The organism is Pseudomonas alloputida, from assembly GCF_021283545.2.
GTDB classification, from domain to species: domain Bacteria; phylum Pseudomonadota; class Gammaproteobacteria; order Pseudomonadales; family Pseudomonadaceae; genus Aquipseudomonas; species Aquipseudomonas alloputida.
Map to the genome: position 1 here is coordinate 1,768,833 of NZ_CP128540.1, position 23,696 is coordinate 1,792,528.

Below are 23,696 nucleotides of genomic sequence, written 5' to 3' on the forward strand. Positions count from 1 at the left end.
GAAGGGCACGATGCGCGCCATCGCTGCGGCAGCGGTGCTGTTCGCCAGCCACGCCTGCCTGGCTGCGGCCACGCCAGCAGCCACCCCGGCGGCTCAACCTGGCAGTCTTGGCGGGCAGCTGGCGCAGATGGTCTTGGGCCTGCTGCTGGTGGTGGGCCTGATCTTCTTTCTGGCCTGGCTGCTGCGGCGCCTGCAGAGCACCGCAGTGAAGGGTGGGCAGGTGATCGAGATTGTCGGCAGCCGTGCCATCGGCCCGCGTGACCGCCTGCTGCTGGTGCAGGTGGGCAAGGAGCAGATCCTGATCGGCCATACCCCCGGCACCATCGAGGCCCTGCACGTACTGGCCGAACCCGTGGAAGTGCCGGCAAGCGCCCGTCAGGCGACGCCGGAGTTTGCCCAGCGGCTGATGGAGCTGATGGGCAAGGACCCTAAGGACAACAAGTGATGAGCGGCGCGCTGCGTACGTTGTTGACTCTGGCGCTGCTGCTGGCTGCGCCGCTGGCCCTGGCCGCCGACCCGCTGTCGATCCCGGCCATCACCCTGTCCAACACCCCGGACGGGCAACAGGAATATTCGGTCAGCCTGCAAATCCTGCTGATCATGACCGCGCTGAGCTTCATCCCGGCGTTCGTCATCCTGATGACCAGCTTTACCCGCATCATCATCGTGTTCTCGATCCTGCGCCAGGCGCTGGGCCTGCAGCAGACGCCGTCCAACCAGTTGCTGACCGGCATGGCGCTGTTTCTGACCATGTTCATCATGGCGCCGGTGTTCGATCGGGTGAACCAGGACGCGCTGCAGCCGTACCTGAAGGAGCAGATGACTGCCCAGCAGGCGATCGACAAGGCCCAGGGGCCGCTCAAGGACTTCATGCTGGCGCAAACCCGGCAGAGCGACCTTGACCTGTTCATGCGCCTGTCCAAGCGCACCGACATCGCCGGCCCCGACCAGGTGCCGCTGACGATCCTGGTGCCGGCGTTCGTCACTTCCGAGCTGAAGACGGCGTTCCAGATCGGTTTCATGATCTTCATCCCGTTCCTGATCATCGACATGGTCGTGGCCAGTGTGCTGATGGCCATGGGTATGATGATGCTGTCGCCGCTGATCATCTCGCTGCCGTTCAAGATCATGCTGTTCGTGCTGGTCGACGGCTGGGCGCTGATCATGGGCACCCTGGCCAGCAGTTTCGGCGGCGTCTGACGCCGTCAAGGAGAGCCGCCGATGACACCTGAAGTCGCTGTCGACCTGTTCCGTGATGCCCTGTGGCTGACCACCCTCATGGTCGCCGTGCTGGTGGTGCCGAGCCTGTTGGTGGGCCTGGTGGTGGCGATGTTCCAGGCGGCCACGCAGATCAACGAACAGACCCTGAGCTTTTTGCCGCGCCTGCTGGTGATGCTGATCACGCTGATCATCGCCGGGCCGTGGCTGGTGCAGAAGTTCATGGAGTACATCACCACGCTCTACACCAACATCCCGCAGCTCATAGGTTGATGCGGCGATGCTGGAGCTGACCGACACGCAGATCGGCACCTGGGTCGCCACCTTCATCCTGCCGTTGTTCAGGGTGACCGCGGTGCTGATGACCATGCCGATTTTCGGTACCCGCATGTTGCCAGCGCGGATTCGCCTGTACGTAGCGGTGGCGGTGACCGTTGTGATCGTGCCGGCATTGCCGCCGCTGCCCGAGTTCGACCCGTTGAGCCTGCGCGGTATGCTGCTGTGCGCCGAGCAGATCATCGTCGGTGCGCTGTTTGGCCTGGCCTTGCAGTTGCTGTTTCAGGCTTTCGTGGTTGCCGGGCAAATCGTCGCGGTACAGATGGGTATGGCGTTCGCCTCGATGGTCGACCCCGCCAACGGGGTCAACGTCACGGTAATCAGCCAGTTCATGACCATGCTGGTGAGTGTGTTGTTCCTGTTGATGAACGGCCACCTGGTGGTGTTCGAGGTACTGACCGAAAGTTTTACCACCTTGCCGGTGGGGAGTGCGCTGGTGGTCAACCACTTCTGGGAGCTGGCCGGGCGCATGGGCTGGGTGTTCGGTGCCGGCCTGCTGTTGATTCTGCCGGTGATCGCTGCGCTGCTGGTGGTGAACATTGCCTTTGGCGTAATGACCCGCGCCGCGCCGCAGCTGAACATTTTCTCCATCGGCTTCCCGCTGACCTTGGTCATGGGCATGTTCATCTTCTGGGTCGGCCTGGCCGATGTCTTGTCCCACTATCAGGCATTGGCCAGCGAAACGCTGCAATGGCTGCGTGAGCTGGCGAGGGTACGCTGAGCATGGCAGAAAGCGAGAGCGGTCAGGACAAGACAGAAGACCCCACCGAAAAGCGCAAGCGCGACGCCCGCGAGAAGGGCGAGGTCGCCCGCTCCAAGGAGCTGAACACGGTGGCGGTGACCCTGGCGGGTGCCGGTGGCCTCCTGGCGTTCGGCGGCCACGTGGCCGAGACATTGCTTGCGTTGATGCGCATGAACTTCAGTTTGACCCGCGACATCATCGTCGATGAACGGGCCATGGGTGCCTTCCTGCTGGCCTCGGGCAAGATGGCCATATGGGCGGTGCAGCCGGTGCTGATCCTGCTGTTCGTGGTTTCCTTCGTGGCGCCCATCGCGCTTAGCGGCTTCCTGTTCTCGGGCAGCTTGCTGCAGCCAAAATTCAGCCGCATGAACCCGCTGTCGGGGATCAAGCGCATGTTCTCGATGCAGGCCCTGACTGAATTGCTCAAGGCGCTGGCCAAGTTCTTCGTGATTCTGGTGGTGGCGGTGGTGGTGCTCTCCGGTGACCGCCAGGCCTTGCTGTCGATTGCCAATGAGCCGCTGGAGCAGGCGATCATCCATAGCTTGCAGGTGGTGGGCTGGAGTGCCTTGTGGATGTCAGCCGGGCTGTTGCTGATTGCCGCGGCAGATGTGCCGTTCCAGCTGTACCAGACGCACAAGAAAATGAAGATGACCAAGCAGGAAGTGCGCGACGAGTACAAGGACAGCGAGGGCAAGCCCGAAGTCAAGCAACGTATTCGCCAACTGCAGCGCGAGGTGTCGCAGCGGCGCATGATGGCGGCGGTACCGGATGCAGATGTGATCATCACCAACCCGACGCATTATGCGGTGGCTTTGCAATACGACCCGGAGAAAGGCGGTGCGGCGCCGTTGCTGCTGGCCAAGGGTAGCGATTTCATGGCGTTGAAGATTCGTGAAATTGGCGTGGAGCACAACATCCAGATCCTCGAATCGCCGGCGCTGGCGCGGGCGATCTATTACTCCACCGAACTTGAGCAGGAGATCCCGGCGGGGCTGTACCTGGCGGTGGCGCAGGTGCTGGCGTATGTGTTCCAGATTCGCCAATACCGCGCCGGCAAGGGCAAGCGCCCAGAGCCACTGAAGGACGACCTGCCGATCCCGCCGGACCTGCGCCGCGACAGTTGATCTGTTCGGCGATAGGTTTGCGTTGCCTGTGAGATCGAGCGCCGCCCGCGCGGCGCATCGCGAGCAAGCTCGCTCCTACATTTGTTTCGGGCCAGTCCCTCCTGTGCCCGGCGCGCGCGACCGCCTTGTTTGTACGGCGCAATATCGAGGTGTACGCGAAGGCGGTCGCGCGTAAATCCCGCAGGAATAACTGGCCCGAAACAAATGTAGGAGCGAGCTTGCTCGCGATGCGCCGCGCGGGCGGCGCTCGATCTCACAGGCGACAAAAACCTCACGGCGAACACCCCGATTCACAGCAGATCACAAAGTTGGAAAGCTTCTAGCAATGCCAGCCGCAGGCGCCCCCTGGGCGTCAAAGTTTTGCATCAAGAGGACTCGCGGTGGATCGCACTCAGTTAATCAGCAACGCCCGCAACAACCTGGCCGGGCTCGGCCGGGGCAACCTGGGTGTGCCGCTGTTACTGCTGGTGATGTTGGCAATGATGATGTTGCCGATACCGCCGTTCCTGCTCGACGTGTTCTTCACCTTCAACATCGCCCTGTCGATCGTGGTGCTGCTGGTCTGTGTATACGCCTTGCGCCCGCTCGACTTTGCCGCGTTCCCGACCATCCTGCTTTCCGATTCCGCCGGATTTGCGGCGTGACAGTTGAAAGTTTCTTGACCGTTTCTGGGATTGCTCAAGATCGAGCGCCGTTTGAGCGGCGCTTAATCTCAATTGGGTGATCAATAAATTACCATCCGAAAAACACCAACGACATCCAATAGCCTGATGGTACGAATTATACTTGTTGTTCGGTCAGCAGTATTGGCTAGGATCCAAGTTGTTTAAGATAAGTACCAGTTTGTCAAATTCGATACCATGTTGCTGGCATGCTTTCGGAAAAAGACTATGGCTTGTAAGCCCGGGAAGGGTGTTAAGCTCAATAAGGTACGGCTCTGTGTTGTGGACGATGAAGTCTGCTCTAAAGTAATCAAGCTCAAGTGCCTCAGCGATAGCAGAGCAGTAGTTGGTGACTAGTTGATGGGTGCTCCTGTCTAGGATGGTGAGGGTGGCATTCGTCTTGGTGGATATGAATTTCGCATCATAAGAGAAGAAATCACTCTCAAATTCAACTGTATAGATGGGTAGCGTGGATTTGTTTAAATAGCATACGGATAACTCGGGCCCACTTATAAATTCTTCTATTAGAATTCCAGTGTGAAATTTTGCTGCTGCGTTTATAGCAGGCTGGAGGTCAGCTTTGAGGTCGCGGACCAGGGACACACCGAAGCTACATCCTTCACGGTTAGGTTTGACGATGCAGGGTGTTCCTAGACGTTCACTGATCTCTTCAAAACAAACGTCATCACCGTTTTTCGAGTAAAGATAGTTTGCGACATTTATTCCAAGTCCTCTTGCAATATGCTTCGTTAGAAGCTTGTCCATGCAGATTGCGCTGGCCTGAGGAGAAGGGCCATTATATGGGATCCCTAGTCCTTCTAAATATGCTTGTGCCATCCCGTTTTCACCGAAACCGCCATGAAGCGCCAAAAAGACTCTGGTGAATTTAGCGAGGTCCAGACTAAGCAGTTCTCTATAGTCCGAAATGGTGAGAATCTCATGGCTGATTTGGAGGGTTTTCAACGATTGTGAGACAGCTTCGGAAGTTTGAAGGGAGACCTCCCGCTCCGAGGAGTTTCCACCCGTTATAATTGCAATATTTTCAATCATTTCATTTGCCCCCTATGATTTAAGTGGATAAGCTGAAGCACCTTTTGTGAAAGCGATTCTGCACCTGCTCGAACGGTTTTAATGTCCATGTCGCTGGTGAAGGATAAGCGGATCGCACTGTTGGCCCTCATTGCGCTGTGCCCAATCCCGGTGATGACGTAAGAGGGGGAAAGATTGTTAGAGTTGCAGGCTGATCCGGAAGAGATGCAGACGTTTCTCAAGCTACTAATCAAGGTTTCTGAGCGCATCCCAAGAATGGAAATATTCAAGATGTGAGGTGTCGAAACAGCGTCTGGAGAATTAATTAGGAACGCGATGTCATGCTTGTTTAGTGTTTCAAGGATTGCATTTCTCAGTTGTTTCGCAGCGGACCATGAGGCAGGGTAATCCTTGTTCTTTAGTCGACGTGCCGCAGCGCCGAATCCGGCGATCAGTTGAGTGGGAAGTGTGCCGCTACGGAGTGAAGATTGACCGCCGCCAAATGTGAGAGGACGCAACCGAGAAAAGCTGGAGGAAGAAACATAGAGGGCGCTGATGCCCTTTGGCCCTTCGATTTTATGGGCTGAAATCGAAGCGCAATCTACGCCAAGTTCTTTGACGTTGATAGGTAGCTTGCCCAACGCTTGAGCGGCATCGACATGGAAAAGTGCATTTGAGTTTTCTAATGCCTTTTTGATTTCTAGAAGGTTTTGAAATGTGCCTATTTCGGAATTCACATAAGAAATAGAGAGCAGTGATGTGTTTTCATCCAGTAGGCTGTTTAGATGCGTTAGATTGACTCGTCCGTCCGAATCGATTTTCATTCGTCGAATCTCTATGTTGCGTTTTTCTAATTCTTCTGCGGCTAAAATACTGGATTTGTGGTCGATAGGGCATATAATTATATTGCTTCTTGCGGTGGTGGCGCTTCCAAGAATCGCAATGTTATTGCTTTCCGTGGCGCCAGATGTGAAAACTATTTCAGCCGGTGTGCAGCCTAGTAGCTCAGAAATATGTGAAGCACTTTCAAAGACAGCACTCCGTGCAAGACGGCCTAGAATGTGCGCAGATGAGGGGTTTCCGTAGTTGATGTTGTCATATTTCGCCATTTCCTTTATGACGTCATCAGCGCACGGAGTAGTGGCTGCAGCATCTAGATAGATTACCGAGTCTGGTTGCATTGCTGGCCTCTCAAGTTCTATAGGTGACGATATGGATGCCTTTGCTGTATATTTCTTCGGTCGTGAGCTCCCCGCTCCCTCCCAGATCTGCCACCAATATGCTTACAGGATCGAACTCGTAAAGTGAGAGGGCGATCTCAACTCCCTTTCTAATTGGAGCATGGCATTCATTTGGGGCGAGGAGAATCAAAAGCCGAGCGCCTGCTCTGTAGGCTTCGGAAATCATTTCTGTTATTTCACCTGCGCAACCGGTCATGCCGCAACTGACCAGTGGTAAAGGTGTGCCCGAAGAGTCAGTGAATGAAATCTCGGACATTTCTGGTTGATCTGGAATACATCGTTTCTCGAGTTTTCCTTGCTTCACCAGTCGAGAAGCCTCATTTTGAAAGCGATTTTTCAACCATGTCTCGGGGAAACAAAGTGTATGTTTGCGACTGGGTGTGATATTTTTTGTAGTGACGATTGAGGATGAGTTAAGGTGCGTGAGGTAGCTTGTTGGAAGTTGCTCGAAGTGGTTGTAAAATTCGGCCCTATAGTCTTGAGTGATTTTGTCGCTTGGGACGTATTGCCAATCGTTGATCAAAAGGAGTAGGTTTCCGCTTTGGTTATTCTTGACTATATGGTGCTCTGCGAATTCTATAGCTAACTTCCAAGAATAGGTGGGAAATATGCCCACTCGCTCCTTGATTTGTGCTTTTAATGTAGGGTCTTGTATGTCCTCAAAGACTCCTGGTGCCAGTCGATCGCTCTGTTTGTCATAAAATAGCATGAAGTGGCCGGCCATGATGTGAGCGGCATTCAAGGGTTCGGCATCCATGAAGTTGAAAATGCGACTTTTTAGCTCGGCTTCTGTAAATGCAAAGCTTTCATGTGTTGTTATTTTTTTCATAATTTATCCTTGTGGGTAGTTTTGGGGTGAGGGTTATTGAGTAAATGCATTGGTAAGATCGCGAGTTAATTCGTCTGGGTCTTCAAGTCCGAGGTATATCCTTGCGCACTCACTGTTAATGCCTAGTCTTTTTGCTGAGGGCATGTCGTGAGTATCAATAAGATTGACGAGGCTTGTCGTGCCGCCCCATCCATAGCCGATCTTTATTAGGTTTAGTCGGTTCAGGCGAGATATCAGTTCGTTGCGAGAGCATGAAAATTCAGCGGTGAAAAGGCTGTTGAATCCATAGATCATCGAGTTTTGTAGGTGGAGCTCAGTGTTTTGGAGAATGGGATGTATTGCCTGTTTTAAAAGAGGCAGTGGCTTGAGGCTTCTAAGTACCTTGCGAGTCGTACTCATTTGAAATGATAGGCGAGCGCCGAGCGTGCTGATTGATCGAATTGCTGCTGAGCAGGCGTGTGAGCTCACATGGTTGCCCGTTAATGCGGAGGTGGTTTTAAGGTTTACATACAGATCTTTTCGCTTGGTTATTAGTGCTCCGAGAGAGATGCCCTCTACAGCCCCGTGGTATTTGCTCATTGAAATCAAGCTGATGTCCGCGCCGAGTGATAAGGGGTGGTGAAATAGTGATGCTGCCCATGTGTTGTCGGCCACAATCAGCGCTGGGTGGTCGTGTCTTGATTCGACGATCGCACTAATATCCATGACCTCGTACGTGAATGCGCCTGGGTTTTCAAATATGATTAATTTTGTCTTTAGAGTTAGTTTATTTTTTAGAGTCGCGGCTTCGCTAGGTGTGAAGTATTCAATTTTTACACCAATATTTTCAAAGTGATTCAGCAGCCATCGTGTGGAGTAAACGATGGTATCTCCAGCAAGTACGTGATCACCTGGTTTCACGAATGTTGTCAGCAACAGGTTGAAGGCGGACTGCCCGGAAGGTGTTAAGACTGCGAACTTGCCCTTCTCGAGGTCGGCTACCCGCTGAGAAAGTTGTCGAGTCGTTGGTGTGTCAACGCCGCCATAGTACAGACCACTGAAAAGATCATTGTCTATGTCTGCTAGGCTTTCTTCATTGATGGGTGGCAGCTGATCAAAGGTGTCGACTAAATAGCTGGTGCACTCCATGGCTGGCGTTTGTGTGGATTGGATTCCTCCTGTGGGGAAGAGGCCAACCTGGGCCAGTTTACTACGTGTCATCTCAGGCATCGCTTGCCTCGAACTCATTGAGAAGAAGGATTATTTCTTTAACTTCGCCAACCTGAGGTGCACAGACATTGGGTAAGGGATATTCGAGGGAGGCTTCACCGAATCTATGGAAATACTCCAGCAGTTCACCTTCGGGAGTGCCCCAGCGCAGGTAATTTTCATTCTCGCTTTCGCGGCTACTCCGCAGTGGGTGCCGGACCGCCCAGTTTGCACTTAAGGTAATAGGCTGTCCTGTCTCCTGCTTAAGCTTTATGAGTCCATTAAGCAAGTTTCGGCGACTGATATGTGCTTCACCCAAGCCAAAAAGTAATGCGCACCCGCAATCGATATGATTTGCAGCCATAAAGTCCAGAGCTTGTAAGAATCGGTCTTTCCACGTTTGTTTATTGCCGTCAACGTCTTTGCTCATGCCCCCAATTTCTTGTGGTTCAAGCGTTTCGAGTCCGATGAATATATACCTAAGGCCACATTTGGCTAGCCTTTGAATAAGGTCCTTTTTTCTAAGAATCTGATCGATCGTGAATTGGCCTCCGAAAATGACTTCTAAAGGGGCTTTCTCAAGTAATTGACACAACTGTGTGATTGCGACTGGGCTACCGCTAAGGAATATCGAATCTTCGACGAATGCGCTTGCCCCCTTGCTGGGGTGATCTTGCATTACTGCGCTAACTGTCTCGTTGAGTTGATTGTAGAGTCGTCGTGGGGCGCCTTGTATGTCCTGGATGTTTCCGGCAATGCTGCGGCGTTCACTGCAAAAATTACAATCATAGATACACCCAGGCCCAGTATCGCTGAATATATGTGAGGTCATGCGCCCCTCGAAAACATCAAATGAAGCGGTGACCCCAAATGTACCGACCACTGAGGGTAATTCGTCGCGCTTCAGAGGTACGCCATCACTTACAAGTGTGTTATCGATGCGTGGGAAGTCAGCGATCCATCGCCCTTCAGTTTTCATATCCAGGTTTTCTGCAATGAACGTCGCTGGGCTTTGATTGCAGCGACTAAACAGCTCGCCAATCTCTGCAATCAATTTTTCCGCCTCTCCGGAAATTATGACGTCAAATAGTGGAGGGATTTCACACTCTCTGATAAGGCGCCCCGGCGAGGCTCTATGGTGTTTGACGAGGGAGGGTAGCCTCTTTCTTTCGTCAGCAAGGTATATCGTTTCATTAACGTGCCGCCCACCCAGTACGATGAGATAATCTATCGCCGAACATTTTTCTAGCGACTTTTGCACATTCCACTGCGCCAGGCATGCAGAGCGTCATGGCGCCAATGAATAGAATGTTGGGTCGAGATGCTTGTATTAAATTTTCATAGCGATGCATGTCATCCAGTGAGTACATGAGCAAAAAATGCTCTCTCAACTTTTTGTCGAGTCGCCCCCAGTTGCTGTTTCCCCAAGCACCTTTCCTTTGTTTAGCGAGGCTTGCCGCATAGCGGCATGCGTTAAAGAGGCTGACAGGGTCAGTGCTGTTCAAAGCCCTGCCTGATTTGTGGCCGCTGATGCATTCCGGCGCAGAGACCGCGATCGCTCGAATCTGTAGATGAGGCGTGACGATTTTGGGGGCGGACGACCGCTCGCCCAGGGTCGCCCCCTTAGTGATTTGCAAAGGCATGCTCTTCCATTCCTGAATATCGGCAAATGCCGTTGTTATTTTTATTGGATATTGGATACAGTAGCCAAAATCTCCTGACTGAGGCCTGTCGAAATGAAACAAAATGTGATCGCACTGGTTTTTGGGGGGCGGAGCTCAGAGCATTCAGTGGCGCTACGCTCCGCCGCTACAATCCACGCGGCGCTGATGGCTCTCGGTCACAGGGTGCACTGTGTAGGGATAGATCGTGAGGGCAACTGGAGGTATCAAGGAGAGCCGTGCCAGTTCCCTGGTGCGGTTGATCGGTCGGCTCCGTTGATTTCAATTCGTCCAGGCCATCGCTCGCTCTCATACACAACTCAAGAGAGCGGCACGGTGGAGATTGGGATCGATTTGCTTTTCCCGGCACTGCATGGTCGGTGGGGGGAGGATGGAACAATTCAAGGATTGGCAGCGATGTGCGGTTTGCCGTGTGTGGGCTCCGGGGTGCTAGGTTCGGCAATGGCCATGGATAAAGATGTCACAAAGAGAATGGTCCAGTCTGCCGGGCTTGTTGTGGTGCCTTGGCTGGCCATGAACTCCATGCGTCCTTGGGAGGAACTGGTTGAGTGCCTGGGTAGCAGCACGCTCTTCGTAAAGCCCGCTACTTCGGGCTCATCGATTGGTGTGTCTAGGGTCTCCAACGCCTTGGAATATGCTGCGGCATTTGCTATTGCAGCACGAGAGGACACAAAGGTGCTGGTGGAGGCTGCTGTCTGTGGAAGAGAGATAGAGTGTGGTGTGCTCGAACTTGAGGAGGGTTTGATGGCCTCGGTGGTGGGTGAAATAATCAAAAAGGAAGGGCACGCCTATTACGATTATCAGGCGAAATACGATTCCAACAGTGTGACAGGTCTTCGTGTGCCAAGCTTGTTGCCACCTGACATTGTCGCGCGCATCCAGGCTTTATCTGTCCAGGCGTTTAGATGCCTTGAACTGAAGGGGTACGCCAGGGTGGATTTTTTCTTGACAGAAGAGGGTGAAATTATTCTCAATGAGATCAATACCTTACCCGGATTTACGAGTGCCAGTATGTACCCGAAGATGTTTGAGTGCTCCGGTTACCCTCCGCCGAAGTTGGTAGGAGCGCTAGTCGAATATGGGCTCTCATCAGCATCTAAAGAACGTTTATGACACGTCCTGCCGACGCCGCTTCTCAAGAAACGTAACGATTGCATCTCGTCCCTCGGCAAGGTGCTCGGCTAAAAATTGCTTGGCGGCTTCGCGATCACCCTTGGCGCAAGCGCTCAAAATGCTTTTATGATCCTGTTGCGATTTCTTGTGATAGTCGAGATTTGTCAACAAAAAACGAAGATGGCGATCCACCGAGTCATGAAGGGACTTAATCAATGCAAGTAATCTGGGGCGCTTTGCTTTTGAATAAAGAAAGTGATGAAACTTTTCATTGAGTTCGCTAAGGTGGTGCGGGTCGGTGGCATGCTCCATGGTAGATAAGAGTTCGTACATCTGCGCCAGATCATTTTCTACGATGTTGTCAAAGCCAAAGTCCAAGGCGGTGCATTCTGCCATGATCCGCATATCATAGATCTCGACAATGTCTTCAATCGTCATGATCGCTACAGAGGCCCCCTTATGGACTTCGTAGGTAACAAGCCCTTCGGCCTCCAACTGCCTTATGGCGTCCCTTACCGGCATACGACTCAAACCGAATTTCGAGGCTAGCTCTTCTTGGCGCAAAGCCGTACCTTCGGCTATTGCGCCAGAAAGTATGCCTTCGCGTAGCGACTCGACCACATAATCCATCGCGGTTTTATGGCGATGTTTGTCAGGAACGATAAAGCTATCGAGAGAGTTCGCCACCATGTTCTCCGGGTCTAGCGATGTAGTCAAAAGCGCTGGCGAAGGTATCACAGACTCACTAGAGCTACCATCGAGCAGTTGGCATGATGTTCATGCCTTTGAGTAGTCATTGGCTCTCTACATCCGCATAGAAACCGTGAGCTTTTGCATGATCAAGTCGCTCAGATTTTTTTTGTCGTGGCGCCACCCTCTCTGTGGCTTTCCAAGAGCTTAAGCCTTTGGCCATTGCCGTAGAGGCGATTGGGCGGGAGGTCTCGTTTTTCTTGGTGATTGCTTGCTCATGAGCCACCCGTCAACGCGGTGGTGCTCGCCCGGTTCATCTTTTCGTGTGGGTGTCTGCCAAAGTTGGAAAGCTTCTTGCAAAGCCACGCCCAGGCGCCCCCTGGGCGTCAAAGTTTTGCATCAAGAGGACTCGCGGTGGATCGCACTCAGTTAATCAGCAACGCCCGCAACAACCTGGCCGGGCTCGGCCGGGGCAACCTGGGGGTGCCGCTGTTGCTGCTGGTGATGTTGGCAATGATGATGTTGCCGATACCGCCGTTCCTGCTCGACGTGTTCTTCACGTTCAACATCGCCCTGTCGATCGTGGTGCTGCTGGTCTGTGTATACGCCTTGCGCCCGCTCGACTTCGCTGCGTTCCCCACCATCCTGCTGGTGGCCACGTTGTTGCGCCTGGCCCTGAACGTCGCGTCCACCCGTGTGGTCATGCTGCATGGCCAGGAGGGCCATGGCGCTGCCGGTAAAGTGATCCAGGCCTTCGGTGAGGTGGTGATCGGCGGTAACTACGTGGTCGGTGCCGTGGTGTTCGCCATCCTCATGATCATCAACTTCGTGGTGGTGACCAAGGGTGCCGGGCGTATCTCGGAAGTGAGTGCGCGTTTCACCCTCGACGCCATGCCTGGCAAGCAGATGGCCATCGACGCCGACCTCAATGCCGGCCTGATCGACCAGGCCCAGGCCAAGCACCGCCGTGCCGAGGTGGCGCAGGAGGCCGAGTTCTACGGCTCGATGGACGGTGCCAGCAAGTTCGTGCGCGGCGACGCCATCGCCGGCTTGCTGATCCTGTTCATCAACCTGATCGGTGGCATGCTCATCGGCATGCTGCAGCACAATATGTCGTTCAGCGAGGCCGGCAAGGTCTATGCCCTGCTGACCATCGGTGACGGTTTGGTGGCGCAATTGCCATCACTGCTGCTGTCCACCGCCGCCGCGATCATGGTCACCCGTGCTTCAGGCTCTGAAGACATGGGCAAGCTGATCAATCGGCAGATGTTCGATTCGCCCAAGGCCCTGGCGGTGTCTGGCGCGTTGATGATCGTCATGGGGCTGGTGCCGGGCATGCCGCACATTGCCTTCCTCAGCCTCGGCCTGATGGCGGCCGGCGGCGCCTACCTGGTGTGGAAGAAGCAGCAGCAGGCCAAGGTCAAAGCCCAGCAAGAGGCGCAGCGTCAGCAGGACCTGCTGCCCTCGCCACAGCGCGCGCTGGAAACCAAGGAGCTGGGTTGGGACGACGTCACCCCCATCGACATGATCGGCCTGGAAGTCGGCTATCGGCTGATCCCACTGGTCGATCGCAACCAGGGCGGCCAGCTGCTGGCGCGGATCAAGGGCGTGCGCAAGAAGCTGTCGCAGGACCTGGGTTTCCTGATGCCCACCGTGCACATTCGTGACAACCTCGACCTGCAACCCAGCGCGTACCGCCTGACCCTGATGGGGGTGATTCTGGCCGAGGCGGAGATCTACCCGGACCGCGAACTGGCGATCAACCCTGGGCAGGTGTTTGGCACCCTCAACGGTATTGCCGCGCGCGACCCGGCGTTTGGCCTGGAAGCGGTGTGGATCGACGTCGGCCAGCGCTCACAGGCGCAGTCGCTGGGTTACACCGTGGTCGATGCCAGCACTGTGGTGGCCACCCACCTCAACCAGATCCTGCAGAAACACTGCCACGAGCTGATCGGCCACGAAGAGGTTCAGCAGTTGCTGCAGGTGCTGGCCAAGGCATCGCCTAAACTTGCAGAAGAGCTGGTGCCGGGTGTCATTTCCTTGTCGGGGCTGCTCAAGGTGCTGCAAGCCCTGTTGTCGGAACAGGTGCCAGTGCGCGATATTCGCAGTATTGCCGAGGCCATCGCGAACAACGCGGGCAAGAGTCAAGATACCGCCGCACTGGTGGCGGCGGTGCGCGTCGGATTGTGTCGCGCCATCGTGCAAAGCATTGTCGGCGTTGAGTCGGAGCTACCAGTGATTACCCTGGAGCCAAGGTTGGAACAGATTTTGCTGAATAGTCTGCAAAGGGCCGGGCAGGGTCAGGAAGACGGTGTTCTTCTGGAACCTAGCATGGCCGAGAAGCTGCAACGTTCGCTGATCGAGGCGGCCCAGCGCCAGGAAATGCAGGGTCAGCCGGCCATTCTGCTGGTCGCCGGCCCGATCCGCGCCATGTTGTCGCGTTTCGGTCGCCTGGCTGTACCGAATTTGCATGTTCTGGCGTATCAGGAAATACCTGACAACAAGCAAGTCACCATCGTTGCCACCGTGGGCCCTAACGGCTGAGGTAGGGGATAATGCAAGTTAAGCGATTTTTCGCCGCCGATATGCGTCAGGCCATGAAACTGGTCCGTGACGAGCTGGGCGCCGATGCCGCAATCATTGGCAACCGCCGCATTGCCGGTGGTGTCGAGCTGACGGCCGCGCTGGACTACAAGCTGTCCGCCCTGGCCCCGCGTGTGCCCAACGCCGAGCTGGAAGAAGAGCTGCGCAAGACCCACACGCGCATTGCCACTGCCCAGGCCGAGCTGGACCAGCGTCAGGACAGCAGTGACAACAACCGCCAATTGTTCGCCGGGCAATCTTTGACCGCTGCCGAACCGTTGATCGAGCCGCACGTCGAGGTCCCGGAGGCCGCCGCCGTACCGGCTGCTGCGCCGGTTGACCCACGCCTGTTCGATGCCATGCGCTCCGAGCTGTCGGGCCTGCGCGAGCTGCTGGAAGTGCAACTCGGTTCGCTGGCCTGGAATCAGCTGCAGGGCAGCAAGCCGCAGCAGGCCAACCTTTGGCGCCGCCTGCAGCGCATCGGCCTGTCCGGGCCGATCGCCCGCGAGCTGCTGGACCTGACCGCCGAGATCGAAGAGCCGCGCCAGGCCTGGCGCATGCTGCTGGCTCACTTGGCACGGATGATCGAAGTGCCTGAAATCGAGCCGATCGAAGAGGGTGGGGTGATCGCCATGGTCGGCCCGGCGGGCATGGGCAAGACCACCACCCTGGCCAAGCTGGCCGCGCGCTACGTGCTCAAGTACGGCGCGCAGAACCTGGCGCTGGTGAGCATGGACAGCTTCCGTATCGGCGCTCAGGAACAGCTCAAGACCCTGGGCCGCATCCTCAACGTGCCGGTGACTTACGTCGACCCGGGCCAGTCGCTGGCAGCAGCGCTGGAACCACTGCTGCGCAAGCGCGTGGTGCTGATCGATACTGCCGGCCTGCAAGCCAGCGACCCTGCACTGCGCATGCAACTGGAAACCTTGGCCGGGCGTGGCATTGCCGCGAAGAACTACCTGGTGCTGGCCACCACCAGCCAGAAGCAGGTGCTGACCGCCGCCTACCACAGCTACAAGCGCTGTGGCCTGGCCGGCTGCATCCTGACCAAACTCGATGAAACGGCAAGCCTTGGCGATGTGTTGAGCCTTGCCATCAGTCATGAACTGCCAGTGGCCTATCTTACCGATGGCCCACGCATTCCTGACGACCTGCACCTGCCGCGGGGCCACCAGTTGGTCACGCGGGCGGTGAATGTGCAGCAGCAGGACGAGCCCAGCGAAGAGGCCATGGCCGACATGTTCGCTGATCTCTATCACAACCCACGGCGAGCGGGTTGACCATGAAGCGTGTGCAAAGTCGCTATGCCAAGGGGCACGCAGAATTGCCCTACGTGTGGCCTGAGTCCCAGCGAGACAAGGTAAAGAACAGACATGGGTAGCATGCATCCCGTACAGGTGATCGCCGTGACCGGTGGCAAAGGTGGCGTCGGCAAGACTAACGTTTCAGTGAACTTGTCCCTGGCGCTGGCCGAGCTTGGCCGCAGGGTCATGCTGCTGGACGCCGACCTGGGCCTGGCCAATGTCGACGTGTTGCTGGGCCTTACCCCCAAACGTACCCTCGCCGATGTGATTGAAGGGCGTTGCGAGCTGCGTGACGTGATGCTGCAGGGCCCCGGCGGTGTGCGTATCGTGCCGGCAGCCTCGGGCACCCAGAGCATGGTGCATCTGGCCCCGGCCCAGCATGCCGGGTTGATCCAGGCGTTCAGCGAGATCGGCGACAACCTCGATGTGTTGGTGATCGATACCGCTGCGGGTATCGGTGACTCTGTGGTCAGCTTCGTTCGCGCCGCCCAGGAAGTGCTGCTGGTGGTGTGTGATGAACCTACCTCGATTACCGACGCCTACGCGTTGATCAAGCTGCTCAATCGCGACTATGGCATGAACCGTTTCCGTGTGTTGGCCAACATGGCGCAGAGCCCGCAGGAAGGGCGCAACCTGTTTGCCAAGCTGACCAAGGTCACCGACCGCTTCCTTGACGTTGCCCTGCAGTACGTGGGTGCCGTGCCGTACGACGAGTGCGTGCGCAAGGCGGTGCAGAAGCAGCGTGCCGTCTACGAAGCCTTCCCTCGCTCCAAGTGCGCGCTGGCCTTCAAGGCGATTGCCCAGAAGGTTGACAGCTGGCCGCTGCCAGCCAATCCGCGCGGCCATCTGGAGTTCTTTGTCGAGCGCTTGGTGCAACCCACCAGCGCGGGACCCGTACTATGAACGCCAGCGGCTTCAAGATGTACAGCCGGGCGGCGAAGGACGCCCAGTACGAGCTGATCGAACGCTACGCCCCGCTGGTCAAGCGCATCGCCTACCACCTGTTGGCGCGCTTGCCGGCCAACGTGCAGGTCGAGGACCTGATCCAGGCCGGCATGATCGGCCTGCTGGAAGTGGCCAACAAATACGACGCCAGCAAGGGCGCCAGCTTTGAGACCTACGCCGGCATCCGCATTCGCGGGGCCATGCTGGACGAAGTGCGCAAAGGCGACTGGGCGCCGCGTTCGGTACACCGCAACACCCGTATGGTCAGTGATGCCATGCGTGCGGTTGAAGCCAGAACAGGCCGTGACGCTAAAGATCATGAAGTTGCTGCCGAACTCCAATTGAGTCTCGATGATTACTACGGGATCTTGAACGATACCCTGGGCAGCCGCCTGTTCAGCTTTGACGACCTGTTGCAGGACGGCGAGCACGAAGGACTGCATGAGGATGGCGCCAGTGGCCAGGTCGAACCTGCGCGCGGCCTGGAGGAGGAGCGCTTCCAGGCTGCCCTGACCGAGGCCATCGCCAACCTGCCGGAGCGTGAGCGCCTGGTGCTGGCGCTGTACTACGACGAAGAGCTGAACCTCAAGGAAATCGGTGAGGTGCTGGGTGTCAGCGAGTCGCGGGTCAGCCAGTTGCACAGCCAATGTGCCGCGCGCCTGCGCAGCCGCCTGGGGGAATGGCGGGCGCGTTGAGCCCACTGTCGTTGCAGTCGTTTTCCACGTTGTACCGAATTGAATGAGTGCGTGCTCGGTAGGCCGAGCGCGTTTGAGACTGCTTGGAGGTCTAATTGGACAAGAACATGAAAATCCTCATCGTTGACGACTTTTCGACGATGCGGCGGATCATCAAGAACCTGTTGCGTGACCTGGGTTTCACCAACACCGACGAAGCCGATGACGGCACCACGGCGTTGCCGATGCTGGAAAACGGTCACTACGACTTCCTGGTGACCGACTGGAACATGCCGGGCATGTCCGGCATCGACCTGCTGCGTAAAGTGCGTGCCAGCGACAAGCTGAAAAGCATGCCGGTCTTGATGGTGACCGCTGAAGCCAAGCGCGACCAGATCATTGAAGCGGCCCAGGCTGGCGTCAATGGTTATGTGGTCAAGCCGTTCACCGCTCAGGTGCTCAAAGAGAAGATCGAGAAGATCTTCGAACGCGTCAACGGCTGAGTCACGTCAGGGGGGGCGCGTCATGGATTCATCACAAACGTCTTTGGGCGAGTTCGAGTCGACCCTGAAGAAGCATGCCCAGGAGTTGGTCGAAAGCCTGGAGCGGGGCCGTTTCGGCGAGGCGGTGCAGTTGATTCACGAACTGAACCAGACCCGCGACCGCGGCCTGTACCAGGAAGTCGGCAAGCTGACTCGCGAGCTGCACAGTGCCATCGTCAGTTTCCAGATCGACCCCACCATGCCGCAGGCAGAAGAGGTGTCGCAGATTACCGACGCCACCGAGCGCCTGTCGTATGTGGTCAAGCTCACCGAGGGCGCGGCCAACCGCACCATGGACCTGGTCGAGGAAAGCACACCGGTGCTCAATGAGCTGGCCAACGAGGCCAAGGCCCTGAGCACCGACTGGCAGCGCTTCATGCGCCGCGAAGTGGCTGCGCCGGAATTTCGTGATCTGGTCAAGCGAGTCGACAGTTTCCTGACGCACAGCGCCGAGGGTAACCGCAAGGTTTCCGGGCACCTCAACGACATTTTGCTGGCCCAGGACTATCAGGACCTGACCGGCCAGGTGATCAAGCGCGTCACCACACTGGTGACCGAGGTGGAAAGCAACCTGCTCAAGCTGGTGCTGATGGCCAGCCAGGTCGACCGCTTTGCCGGTATAAAACATGACCACGATCAATTGCGTGCAGAAAAAGATCGAGAAAAACATCCGACTCGGGGTGAAGGTCCGCAGATTCATGCCGATAAGCGTGAAGACGTCGTGTCCGGTCAGGACGATGTCGATGATCTGCTGTCCAGCCTTGGTTTTTAAGGAGCACGTTTGATGAGCTTCGGCGCCGATGAAGAAATCCTCCAGGATTTCCTGGTAGAGGCCGGCGAAATACTTGAGCAATTGTCCGAGCAACTGGTCGAGCTGGAAAGCCGACCTGACGATGCCGACCTGCTCAATGCGATCTTTCGCGGTTTCCACACTGTAAAAGGGGGCGCCGGCTTCCTTCAGCTGAACGAGCTGGTGGAGTGCTGCCATATCGCCGAGAACGTGTTCGACGTCCTGCGCAAAGGTGAGCGCCGGGTCGATGCGGAACTGATGGATGTGGTGCTCGAGGCACTGGATACGGTCAACAGCATGTTCGGCCAGGTGCGCGAGCGTGCCGAAGTGACACCGGCCACCCCGGCGCTGCTGGCAGCGCTGTCGCGCCTGGCCGAACCTGGGGCAGCCGAAGCTGTTGCAGCGCCCGTACCGGCACCGGTTGCCGACGTGGTGGCTGCAGCGCCGGCCGAGGCCGAGGAGCAACACCAGGACATCACTGACAGTGAGTTCGAGCAGTTGCTCGATTCGCTCGATGCGATCAAGGCGCAAGCGGCGGCCGACGAGCAGATGCAGGGCGAGACTGTCAGCGGTGCGGGTGATGAAATCACCGACGCCGAGTTCGAATCGCTGCTCGACCAGTTGCACGGCAAGGGCCAGTTCAATGCCGAGGTCGCCGCGCCACCGGTTGCCGTCAGCAGCGAAGTGGTCAGTGATGAGATCACCGACGCCGAATTCGAATCGCTGCTCGACCAGTTGCATGGCAAGGGCACCTTCCAGGCTGGCGCCTTGCCAGCCGCCCAGGCACCAGCACCTGCCGCGCCAGACAACAGCGCAGCCAGCGATGAAATCAGCGAGCACGAGTTCGAAGCCCTGCTGGACCAGTTGCACGGCAAGGGCAAGTTCGGTGGCGATGTTGCCGCTGTAGAAGCCCCGGCTGCTGTCCAGGCGCAAGCGCCGGCTGCCGCCAAGGCCGAAAGCCAGCCGGTGGCCAAGCCCGCTGCCGCGCCAGCGCCTTCGCCGGCCAGCAAACCTGCCGCGGCGCCTCGCGCGCCGGCCCCGGCCGCCGAGAAGCACGCCGCCAGCGAAGCGGAAACCACCGTGCGCGTCGACACCGCGCGCCTGGACGAGATCATGAACATGGTCGGCGAACTGGTGCTGGTGCGTAACCGCCTGGTGCGCCTGGGCCTGAACAGCGGCGACGAGGCCATGTCCAAGGCCGTGTCCAACCTTGACGTGGTCACCGCCGACCTGCAGACCGCGGTGATGAAAACCCGTATGCAGCCGATCAAGAAGGTCTTCGGCCGCTTCCCGCGCCTGGTTCGCGACCTGGCGCGCCAGCTGAAGAAAGAGATCAATCTGGAACTGGTCGGCGAAGAGACCGACCTTGACAAGAACCTCGTAGAAGCCTTGGCCGACCCGCTGGTGCACTTGGTGCGCAATGCGGTCGACCACGGTATCGAGATGCCCGACGAGCGTGAAGCGTCTGGCAAGGCGCGTACCGGCCGCGTAGTGCTGTCGGCCGAACAGGAAGGCGACCACATCCTGCTGTCGATCTCGGACGACGGCAAGGGCATGGACCCGAACATCCTGCGCGCCAAGGCCGTGGAAAAGGGCCTGATGGACAAGGACGCCGCCGAGCGCCTGAGCGAGTCGGACTGCTACAACCTGATCTTCGCCCCTGGCTTCTCGACCAAGACCGAGATTTCCGATGTGTCCGGGCGTGGCGTGGGCATGGACGTGGTGAAAACCAAGATCTCCCAGCTCAACGGCTCGATCAACATTTTCTCGGCCAAGGGCCAAGGCTCCAAGATCGTCATCAAGGTGCCGCTGACCCTGGCGATCATGCCCACCCTTATGGTGATGCTGGGCAACCAGGCGTTTGCCTTCCCGCTGGTCAACGTCAACGAGATCTTCCACCTCGACCTGTCGCGTACCAACGTGGTCGACGGCCAGGAAGTGGTGATCGTGCGCGACAAGGCGCTGCCGCTGTTCTACCTCAAGCGCTGGCTGGTCCAGGGCCAGGTGCACGAAGAGCAGCACGAGGGCCACGTGGTGATTCTGTCGGTCGGCACCCAGCGCATCGGTTTTGTCGTCGACCAACTGGTGGGCCAGGAAGAAGTGGTCATCAAGCCGCTGGGCAAGATGCTGCAAGGCACCCCGGGCATGTCCGGGGCCACCATTACCGGCGACGGTCGCATCGCGTTGATTCTCGACGTCCCGAGCATGCTCAAGCGTTACGCCGCGCGGCGTATTTGATTTCGGTGGCGCGCCCTGGCGGGTTGCGCCGCCTAATGGAGTGTTTATGGCAGTCAAGGTCCTGGTGGTGGATGATTCTGGTTTCTTCCGCCGCCGTGTCTCGGAAATCCTCTCGGCGGATCCAACGATCCAGGTAGTGGGTACCGCGACCAACGGCAAGGAAGCAATCGACCAGGCGCTGGCGCTCAAGCCCGATGTGATCACCATGGACTACGAAATGCCCATGATGGATGGCATTACCGCCGTGCGGCACATCATGCAGCGCTGCCCGACGCCCGTGTTGATGTTCTCGTCGCTGACCCATGAAGGCGCCCGCGTCACCCTCGACGCGCTGGATGCCGGCGCAGTGGACTACCTGCCGAAAAACTTCGAGGACATCTCGCGCAACCCTGACAAGGTCAAGCAGTTGCTGTGCGAGAAGGTGCACACCATTTCGCGCAGCAACCGCCGGATCGGCAGCTATGCCAGAACGGCGCCGGTCGCCGCGCCAGCGCCGGCCAGCACCTTTACCAGCCAGGCGCAGACGCGCCCGGCAGCGCCTGCCCGTGCAGCGGCCCCGACGCCGGCGGCCTCGCAGTCGCCGGCACCCAAGCGCAAACCCTACAAACTGGTGGCCATCGGTACCTCCACGGGGGGGCCGGTGGCGCTGCAGCGGGTACTGACGCAGCTGCCGGCCAATTTCCCGGCGCCGATCGTGTTGATCCAGCACATGCCGGCGGCCTTCACCAAAGCGTTTGCCGAACGCCTGGACAAGCTGTGCCGCATCAGCGTCAAGGAAGCCGAAGACGGCGACATGCTGCGCCCGGGCCTGGCCCTGCTGGCCCCCGGTGGCAAGCAGATGATGATCGATGGCCGTGGCACGGTGAAGATCCTGCCCGGCGACGAGCGCCTGAACTACAAGCCGTGCGTGGACATCACCTTCGGTTCGGCGGCCAAGTCGTACGGTGACAAGGTGTTGTCGGTGGTGCTCACCGGCATGGGCGCCGATGGCCGCGAGGGCGCGCGCCTGCTCAAGCAGGGGGGCAGCACGGTGTGGGCCCAGGATGAAGCCAGCTGCGTGATTTATGGCATGCCCATGGCCATCGTCAAGGCGAACCTGGCGGATGCCGTGTACAGCCTCGACGAAATCGGCAAGCACCTGGTGGAGGCGTGCGTCTGATGGACGTCCTCAGCCTGATCGGTCTGATCCTGGCTTTCGTTGCCATTGTCGGTGGCAACTTCCTTGAAGGCGGTCATGTCGGTGCTCTGGTCAATGGCCCGGCGGCTCTGATCGTGCTGGGTGGCACCCTGGCGGCGGCGTTGTTGCAGTCGCCGCTAACGTCGTTCAAGCGCGCCTTGCAGATTTTGCGCTGGATCCTGTTTCCTCCGCGGGTCGACCTGGCGGGCGGCATCGACCGCGTGGTGAACTGGAGCCTGACCGCTCGCAAAGAAGGCCTGCTGGGCCTGGAAGGGGTAGCGGACAGCGAGCCCGACCCCTATGCGCGCAAGGGCCTGCAACTGCTGGTGGATGGCGCCGAGCCGGAAGCCATCCGCAGCATCCTTGAGGTCGACCTCCTTACCCAGGAGGGCCGTGACATCCAGGCAGCCAAGGTATTCGAAAGCATGGGCGGCTATGCGCCGACCATCGGCATCATCGGTGCGGTCATGGGCCTTATCCATGTGATGGGCAATCTGGCCGACCCGTCGCAACTGGGCAATGGCATTGCCGTGGCCTTTGTCGCCACCATTTACGGTGTGGCCAGTGCCAACCTTGTGCTATTGCCGGTCGCCAGCAAGCTCAAGGCCATCGTCATGCGCCAGTCGCGCTACCGCGAAATGCTGCTCGAAGGCCTGCTGTCGATTGCCGAAGGTGAAAACCCGCGCTCGATCGAGCTGAAGCTGCAAGGCTTCATGGAGTAACCCATGCGTCGCCGTCGTCATACCGAGGAACACGAAAACCACGAGCGCTGGCTGGTGTCGTACGCCGACTTCATCACGTTGCTGTTCGCCTTCTTCGTGGTGATGTATTCCATTTCCTCGATCAACGAGGGTAAGTACAAGGTTATTTCCCAGGCTTTGCTAGGGGTATTCAACGACCCCGAGCGCAGCATGAAGCCGATCCCGATTGGCGATGAGCAGCCGCTCAGCGTGCGCCCGGCCGAACCGCTGGTCAAAGACAGCGAGCAGACCGAAGCGGGCCTGGCGGCGACCAATGTCGACCCGTTGAAAACCATCAGCGATGACGTGCGCGATGCCTTCGGCGACCTGATCAACAGCGACCAGATGACCGTGCGCGGCAACGAGCTGTGGATCGAGATCGAGCTCAACTCTTCGCTGCTGTTTGGCAGTGGTGACGCGATGCCCAGTGACAAGGCGTTTGCGATCATCGAGAAGGTGGCCAGCATCCTCAAGCCGTTCGCCAACCCGGTGCACGTCGAAGGCTTCACTGACAACCTGCCAATCCGCACCGCGCAGTACCCTACCAACTGGGAGTTGTCCTCGGCGCGCGCGGCCAGCATCGTGCGGCTGCTGGCCATGGAGGGCGTCAACCCGGCACGCATGGCTTCGGTGGGCTATGGCGAGTACCAGCCGGTGGCCAGCAACGATACCGCCGAAGGGCGCGCACGCAACCGCCGGGTGGTGCTGGTGATTTCCCGTAACCTGGAAGTGCGCCGCAGCCTGACCGGCTCGGGCAGCGCCAATGCCACACCGGATGCCGCATTGCGCCGGGCTGGCACACAAAGTGCACCGGCAATACAAGCAACGGTAGCGAGGCCGTGATACGTC

Annotated in this window: 23 protein-coding genes and 1 pseudogene; 17 read left to right on the plus strand and 7 right to left on the minus strand. The window is 57.8% G+C overall.

The window, feature by feature from the left end; all coding sequences use genetic code 11:
• Window positions 1-10 precede the first annotated feature (10 nt).
• The 6 genes and pseudogenes from fliO to LU682_RS08245 all read left to right on the plus strand — a co-directional run.
• Window positions 11-445, plus strand: a complete 435-nt coding sequence (fliO, locus tag LU682_RS08220) for a flagellar biosynthetic protein FliO (RefSeq protein ID WP_010955081.1) — start codon at window positions 11-13, stop codon at window positions 443-445.
• Complete coding sequence (gene fliP, locus LU682_RS08225; RefSeq protein WP_003254415.1) at window positions 445-1,200, plus strand: flagellar type III secretion system pore protein FliP; 756 nt, start codon at window positions 445-447, stop codon at window positions 1,198-1,200. The genes fliO and fliP overlap by 1 nt, the downstream gene beginning before the upstream one ends.
• A gap of 21 nt (window positions 1,201-1,221) precedes the next feature.
• On the plus strand, window positions 1,222-1,491 hold the full coding sequence (gene fliQ, locus LU682_RS08230; protein WP_003254414.1) for a flagellar biosynthesis protein FliQ: 270 nt from the start codon (window positions 1,222-1,224) through the stop codon (window positions 1,489-1,491).
• A 7-nt stretch (window positions 1,492-1,498) separates the two neighbouring features.
• On the plus strand, window positions 1,499-2,275 hold the full coding sequence (gene fliR, locus LU682_RS08235) for a flagellar biosynthetic protein FliR (RefSeq protein ID WP_010955080.1): 777 nt from the start codon (window positions 1,499-1,501) through the stop codon (window positions 2,273-2,275).
• 2 nt (window positions 2,276-2,277) lie between these two features.
• Window positions 2,278-3,420, plus strand: a complete 1,143-nt coding sequence (flhB, locus tag LU682_RS08240; protein ID WP_010955079.1) for a flagellar biosynthesis protein FlhB — start codon at window positions 2,278-2,280, stop codon at window positions 3,418-3,420.
• Between the two features lie 380 nt (window positions 3,421-3,800).
• A pseudogene (locus LU682_RS08245) lies at window positions 3,801-4,037 on the plus strand (FHIPEP family type III secretion protein); the annotation flags it as partial.
• Between the two features lie 180 nt (window positions 4,038-4,217).
• Here the strand turns inward: LU682_RS08245 and LU682_RS08250 are convergent.
• The 6 genes from LU682_RS08250 to LU682_RS08275 are packed head-to-tail and all read right to left on the minus strand — an operon-like array spanning window position 4,218 to window position 10,012.
• Window positions 4,218-5,132 carry a D-alanine--D-alanine ligase family protein gene (locus LU682_RS08250; RefSeq protein ID WP_049586774.1) on the minus strand — a complete coding sequence of 305 codons (915 nt, stop codon included), beginning with the start codon at window positions 5,130-5,132 and terminating at the stop codon, window positions 4,218-4,220.
• On the minus strand, window positions 5,129-6,292 hold the full coding sequence (locus LU682_RS08255; RefSeq protein WP_082412204.1) for a cysteine desulfurase family protein: 1,164 nt from the start codon (window positions 6,290-6,292) through the stop codon (window positions 5,129-5,131). Before LU682_RS08255 ends, LU682_RS08250 begins: the two co-directional genes overlap by 4 nt.
• A 10-nt stretch (window positions 6,293-6,302) precedes the next feature.
• Window positions 6,303-7,181: an LPD16 domain-containing protein gene (locus tag LU682_RS08260; protein ID WP_010955077.1), complete on the minus strand. Its 879-nt coding sequence runs from the start codon at window positions 7,179-7,181 to the stop codon at window positions 6,303-6,305.
• Window positions 7,182-7,214: 33 nt separating this feature from the next.
• Entirely contained in the window at window positions 7,215-8,381 is a 1,167-nt protein-coding gene (locus LU682_RS08265; protein WP_049586791.1) for a PLP-dependent transferase, read from the minus strand.
• Window position 8,382: 1 nt separating this feature from the next.
• Window positions 8,383-9,630, minus strand: coding sequence for a B12-binding domain/radical SAM domain-containing protein (locus LU682_RS08270; protein WP_232857079.1), 1,248 nt, complete (start codon window positions 9,628-9,630; stop codon window positions 8,383-8,385).
• Window positions 9,563-10,012, minus strand: a complete 450-nt coding sequence (locus LU682_RS08275) for a hypothetical protein (RefSeq protein ID WP_232014167.1) — start codon at window positions 10,010-10,012, stop codon at window positions 9,563-9,565. Before LU682_RS08275 ends, LU682_RS08270 begins: the two co-directional genes overlap by 68 nt.
• A 93-nt stretch (window positions 10,013-10,105) precedes the next feature.
• Here LU682_RS08275 and LU682_RS08280 point away from each other — a divergent pair, with 93 nt between their 5' ends.
• Window positions 10,106-11,164, plus strand: coding sequence for a D-alanine--D-alanine ligase family protein (locus LU682_RS08280; RefSeq protein WP_010955074.1), 1,059 nt, complete (start codon window positions 10,106-10,108; stop codon window positions 11,162-11,164).
• Here LU682_RS08280 and LU682_RS08285 read toward each other — a convergent pair.
• On the minus strand, window positions 11,159-11,854 hold the full coding sequence (locus LU682_RS08285) for a GntR family transcriptional regulator (RefSeq protein WP_049586776.1): 696 nt from the start codon (window positions 11,852-11,854) through the stop codon (window positions 11,159-11,161). The genes LU682_RS08280 and LU682_RS08285 overlap by 6 nt on opposite strands.
• A gap of 414 nt (window positions 11,855-12,268) precedes the next feature.
• Here LU682_RS08285 and flhA point away from each other — a divergent pair, with 414 nt between their 5' ends.
• The 10 genes from flhA (at window position 12,269) to motD (ending at window position 23,690) form a co-directional block, all read left to right on the plus strand.
• Window positions 12,269-14,398 carry a flagellar biosynthesis protein FlhA gene (flhA, locus tag LU682_RS08290; protein ID WP_010955072.1) on the plus strand — a complete coding sequence of 710 codons (2,130 nt, stop codon included), beginning with the start codon at window positions 12,269-12,271 and terminating at the stop codon, window positions 14,396-14,398.
• Window positions 14,399-14,409: 11 nt separating this feature from the next.
• Window positions 14,410-15,717, plus strand: a complete 1,308-nt coding sequence (flhF, locus tag LU682_RS08295) for a flagellar biosynthesis GTPase FlhF (protein WP_010955071.1) — start codon at window positions 14,410-14,412, stop codon at window positions 15,715-15,717.
• A 93-nt stretch (window positions 15,718-15,810) separates the two neighbouring features.
• The gene (gene fleN, locus LU682_RS08300; RefSeq protein ID WP_003254408.1) at window positions 15,811-16,644 is read left to right on the plus strand and encodes a flagellar synthesis regulator FleN; all 834 of its coding nucleotides are present in this window, start codon (window positions 15,811-15,813) and stop codon (window positions 16,642-16,644) included.
• Window positions 16,641-17,381 (plus strand): RNA polymerase sigma factor FliA, encoded by a 741-nt coding sequence (gene fliA, locus LU682_RS08305; RefSeq protein WP_003254406.1) that lies wholly within the window; start codon window positions 16,641-16,643, stop codon window positions 17,379-17,381. The genes fleN and fliA overlap by 4 nt, the downstream gene beginning before the upstream one ends.
• A 107-nt stretch (window positions 17,382-17,488) precedes the next feature.
• Window positions 17,489-17,863 carry a chemotaxis response regulator CheY gene (locus tag LU682_RS08310; protein ID WP_010955070.1) on the plus strand — a complete coding sequence of 125 codons (375 nt, stop codon included), beginning with the start codon at window positions 17,489-17,491 and terminating at the stop codon, window positions 17,861-17,863.
• 22 nt (window positions 17,864-17,885) lie between these two features.
• Window positions 17,886-18,674: a protein phosphatase CheZ gene (locus LU682_RS08315; protein ID WP_010955069.1), complete on the plus strand. Its 789-nt coding sequence runs from the start codon at window positions 17,886-17,888 to the stop codon at window positions 18,672-18,674.
• A gap of 12 nt (window positions 18,675-18,686) precedes the next feature.
• Window positions 18,687-20,930, plus strand: a complete 2,244-nt coding sequence (locus LU682_RS08320) for a chemotaxis protein CheA (protein WP_010955068.1) — start codon at window positions 18,687-18,689, stop codon at window positions 20,928-20,930.
• Window positions 20,931-20,976: 46 nt separating this feature from the next.
• Window positions 20,977-22,089: a protein-glutamate methylesterase/protein-glutamine glutaminase gene (locus LU682_RS08325; RefSeq protein WP_010955067.1), complete on the plus strand. Its 1,113-nt coding sequence runs from the start codon at window positions 20,977-20,979 to the stop codon at window positions 22,087-22,089.
• Window positions 22,089-22,829, plus strand: coding sequence for a flagellar motor protein (locus LU682_RS08330; protein WP_010955066.1), 741 nt, complete (start codon window positions 22,089-22,091; stop codon window positions 22,827-22,829). The genes LU682_RS08325 and LU682_RS08330 overlap by 1 nt, the downstream gene beginning before the upstream one ends.
• A 3-nt stretch (window positions 22,830-22,832) precedes the next feature.
• Entirely contained in the window at window positions 22,833-23,690 is an 858-nt protein-coding gene (motD, locus tag LU682_RS08335) for a flagellar motor protein MotD (RefSeq protein ID WP_010955065.1), read from the plus strand.
• Window positions 23,691-23,696 lie beyond the last annotated feature (6 nt).

Coding starts and splice junctions, on each gene's coding strand:
- fliP (WP_003254415.1), top strand. CDS start 445: ATGAGCGGCGCGCTGCGTACGTTGTTGACTCTGGCGCTGCTGCTGGCT.
- flhB (WP_010955079.1), top strand. CDS start 2,278: ATGGCAGAAAGCGAGAGCGGTCAGGACAAGACAGAAGACCCCACCGAA.
- LU682_RS08275 (WP_232014167.1), bottom strand. CDS start 10,012: ATGCCTTTGCAAATCACTAAGGGGGCGACCCTGGGCGAGCGGTCGTCC.
- LU682_RS08255 (WP_082412204.1), bottom strand. CDS start 6,292: ATGCAACCAGACTCGGTAATCTATCTAGATGCTGCAGCCACTACTCCG.
- fliA (WP_003254406.1), top strand. CDS start 16,641: ATGAACGCCAGCGGCTTCAAGATGTACAGCCGGGCGGCGAAGGACGCC.
- motD (WP_010955065.1), top strand. CDS start 22,833: ATGCGTCGCCGTCGTCATACCGAGGAACACGAAAACCACGAGCGCTGG.
- fliQ (WP_003254414.1), top strand. CDS start 1,222: ATGACACCTGAAGTCGCTGTCGACCTGTTCCGTGATGCCCTGTGGCTG.
- LU682_RS08250 (WP_049586774.1), bottom strand. CDS start 5,132: ATGATTGAAAATATTGCAATTATAACGGGTGGAAACTCCTCGGAGCGG.
- LU682_RS08320 (WP_010955068.1), top strand. CDS start 18,687: ATGAGCTTCGGCGCCGATGAAGAAATCCTCCAGGATTTCCTGGTAGAG.
- fliR (WP_010955080.1), top strand. CDS start 1,499: ATGCTGGAGCTGACCGACACGCAGATCGGCACCTGGGTCGCCACCTTC.
- flhF (WP_010955071.1), top strand. CDS start 14,410: ATGCAAGTTAAGCGATTTTTCGCCGCCGATATGCGTCAGGCCATGAAA.
- LU682_RS08285 (WP_049586776.1), bottom strand. CDS start 11,854: ATGGTGGCGAACTCTCTCGATAGCTTTATCGTTCCTGACAAACATCGC.
- fleN (WP_003254408.1), top strand. CDS start 15,811: ATGGGTAGCATGCATCCCGTACAGGTGATCGCCGTGACCGGTGGCAAA.
- LU682_RS08315 (WP_010955069.1), top strand. CDS start 17,886: ATGGATTCATCACAAACGTCTTTGGGCGAGTTCGAGTCGACCCTGAAG.
- fliO (WP_010955081.1), top strand. CDS start 11: ATGCGCGCCATCGCTGCGGCAGCGGTGCTGTTCGCCAGCCACGCCTGC.
- LU682_RS08330 (WP_010955066.1), top strand. CDS start 22,089: ATGGACGTCCTCAGCCTGATCGGTCTGATCCTGGCTTTCGTTGCCATT.
- LU682_RS08260 (WP_010955077.1), bottom strand. CDS start 7,181: ATGAAAAAAATAACAACACATGAAAGCTTTGCATTTACAGAAGCCGAG.
- LU682_RS08325 (WP_010955067.1), top strand. CDS start 20,977: ATGGCAGTCAAGGTCCTGGTGGTGGATGATTCTGGTTTCTTCCGCCGC.
- LU682_RS08265 (WP_049586791.1), bottom strand. CDS start 8,381: ATGACACGTAGTAAACTGGCCCAGGTTGGCCTCTTCCCCACAGGAGGA.
- LU682_RS08310 (WP_010955070.1), top strand. CDS start 17,489: ATGAAAATCCTCATCGTTGACGACTTTTCGACGATGCGGCGGATCATC.
- LU682_RS08280 (WP_010955074.1), top strand. CDS start 10,106: ATGAAACAAAATGTGATCGCACTGGTTTTTGGGGGGCGGAGCTCAGAG.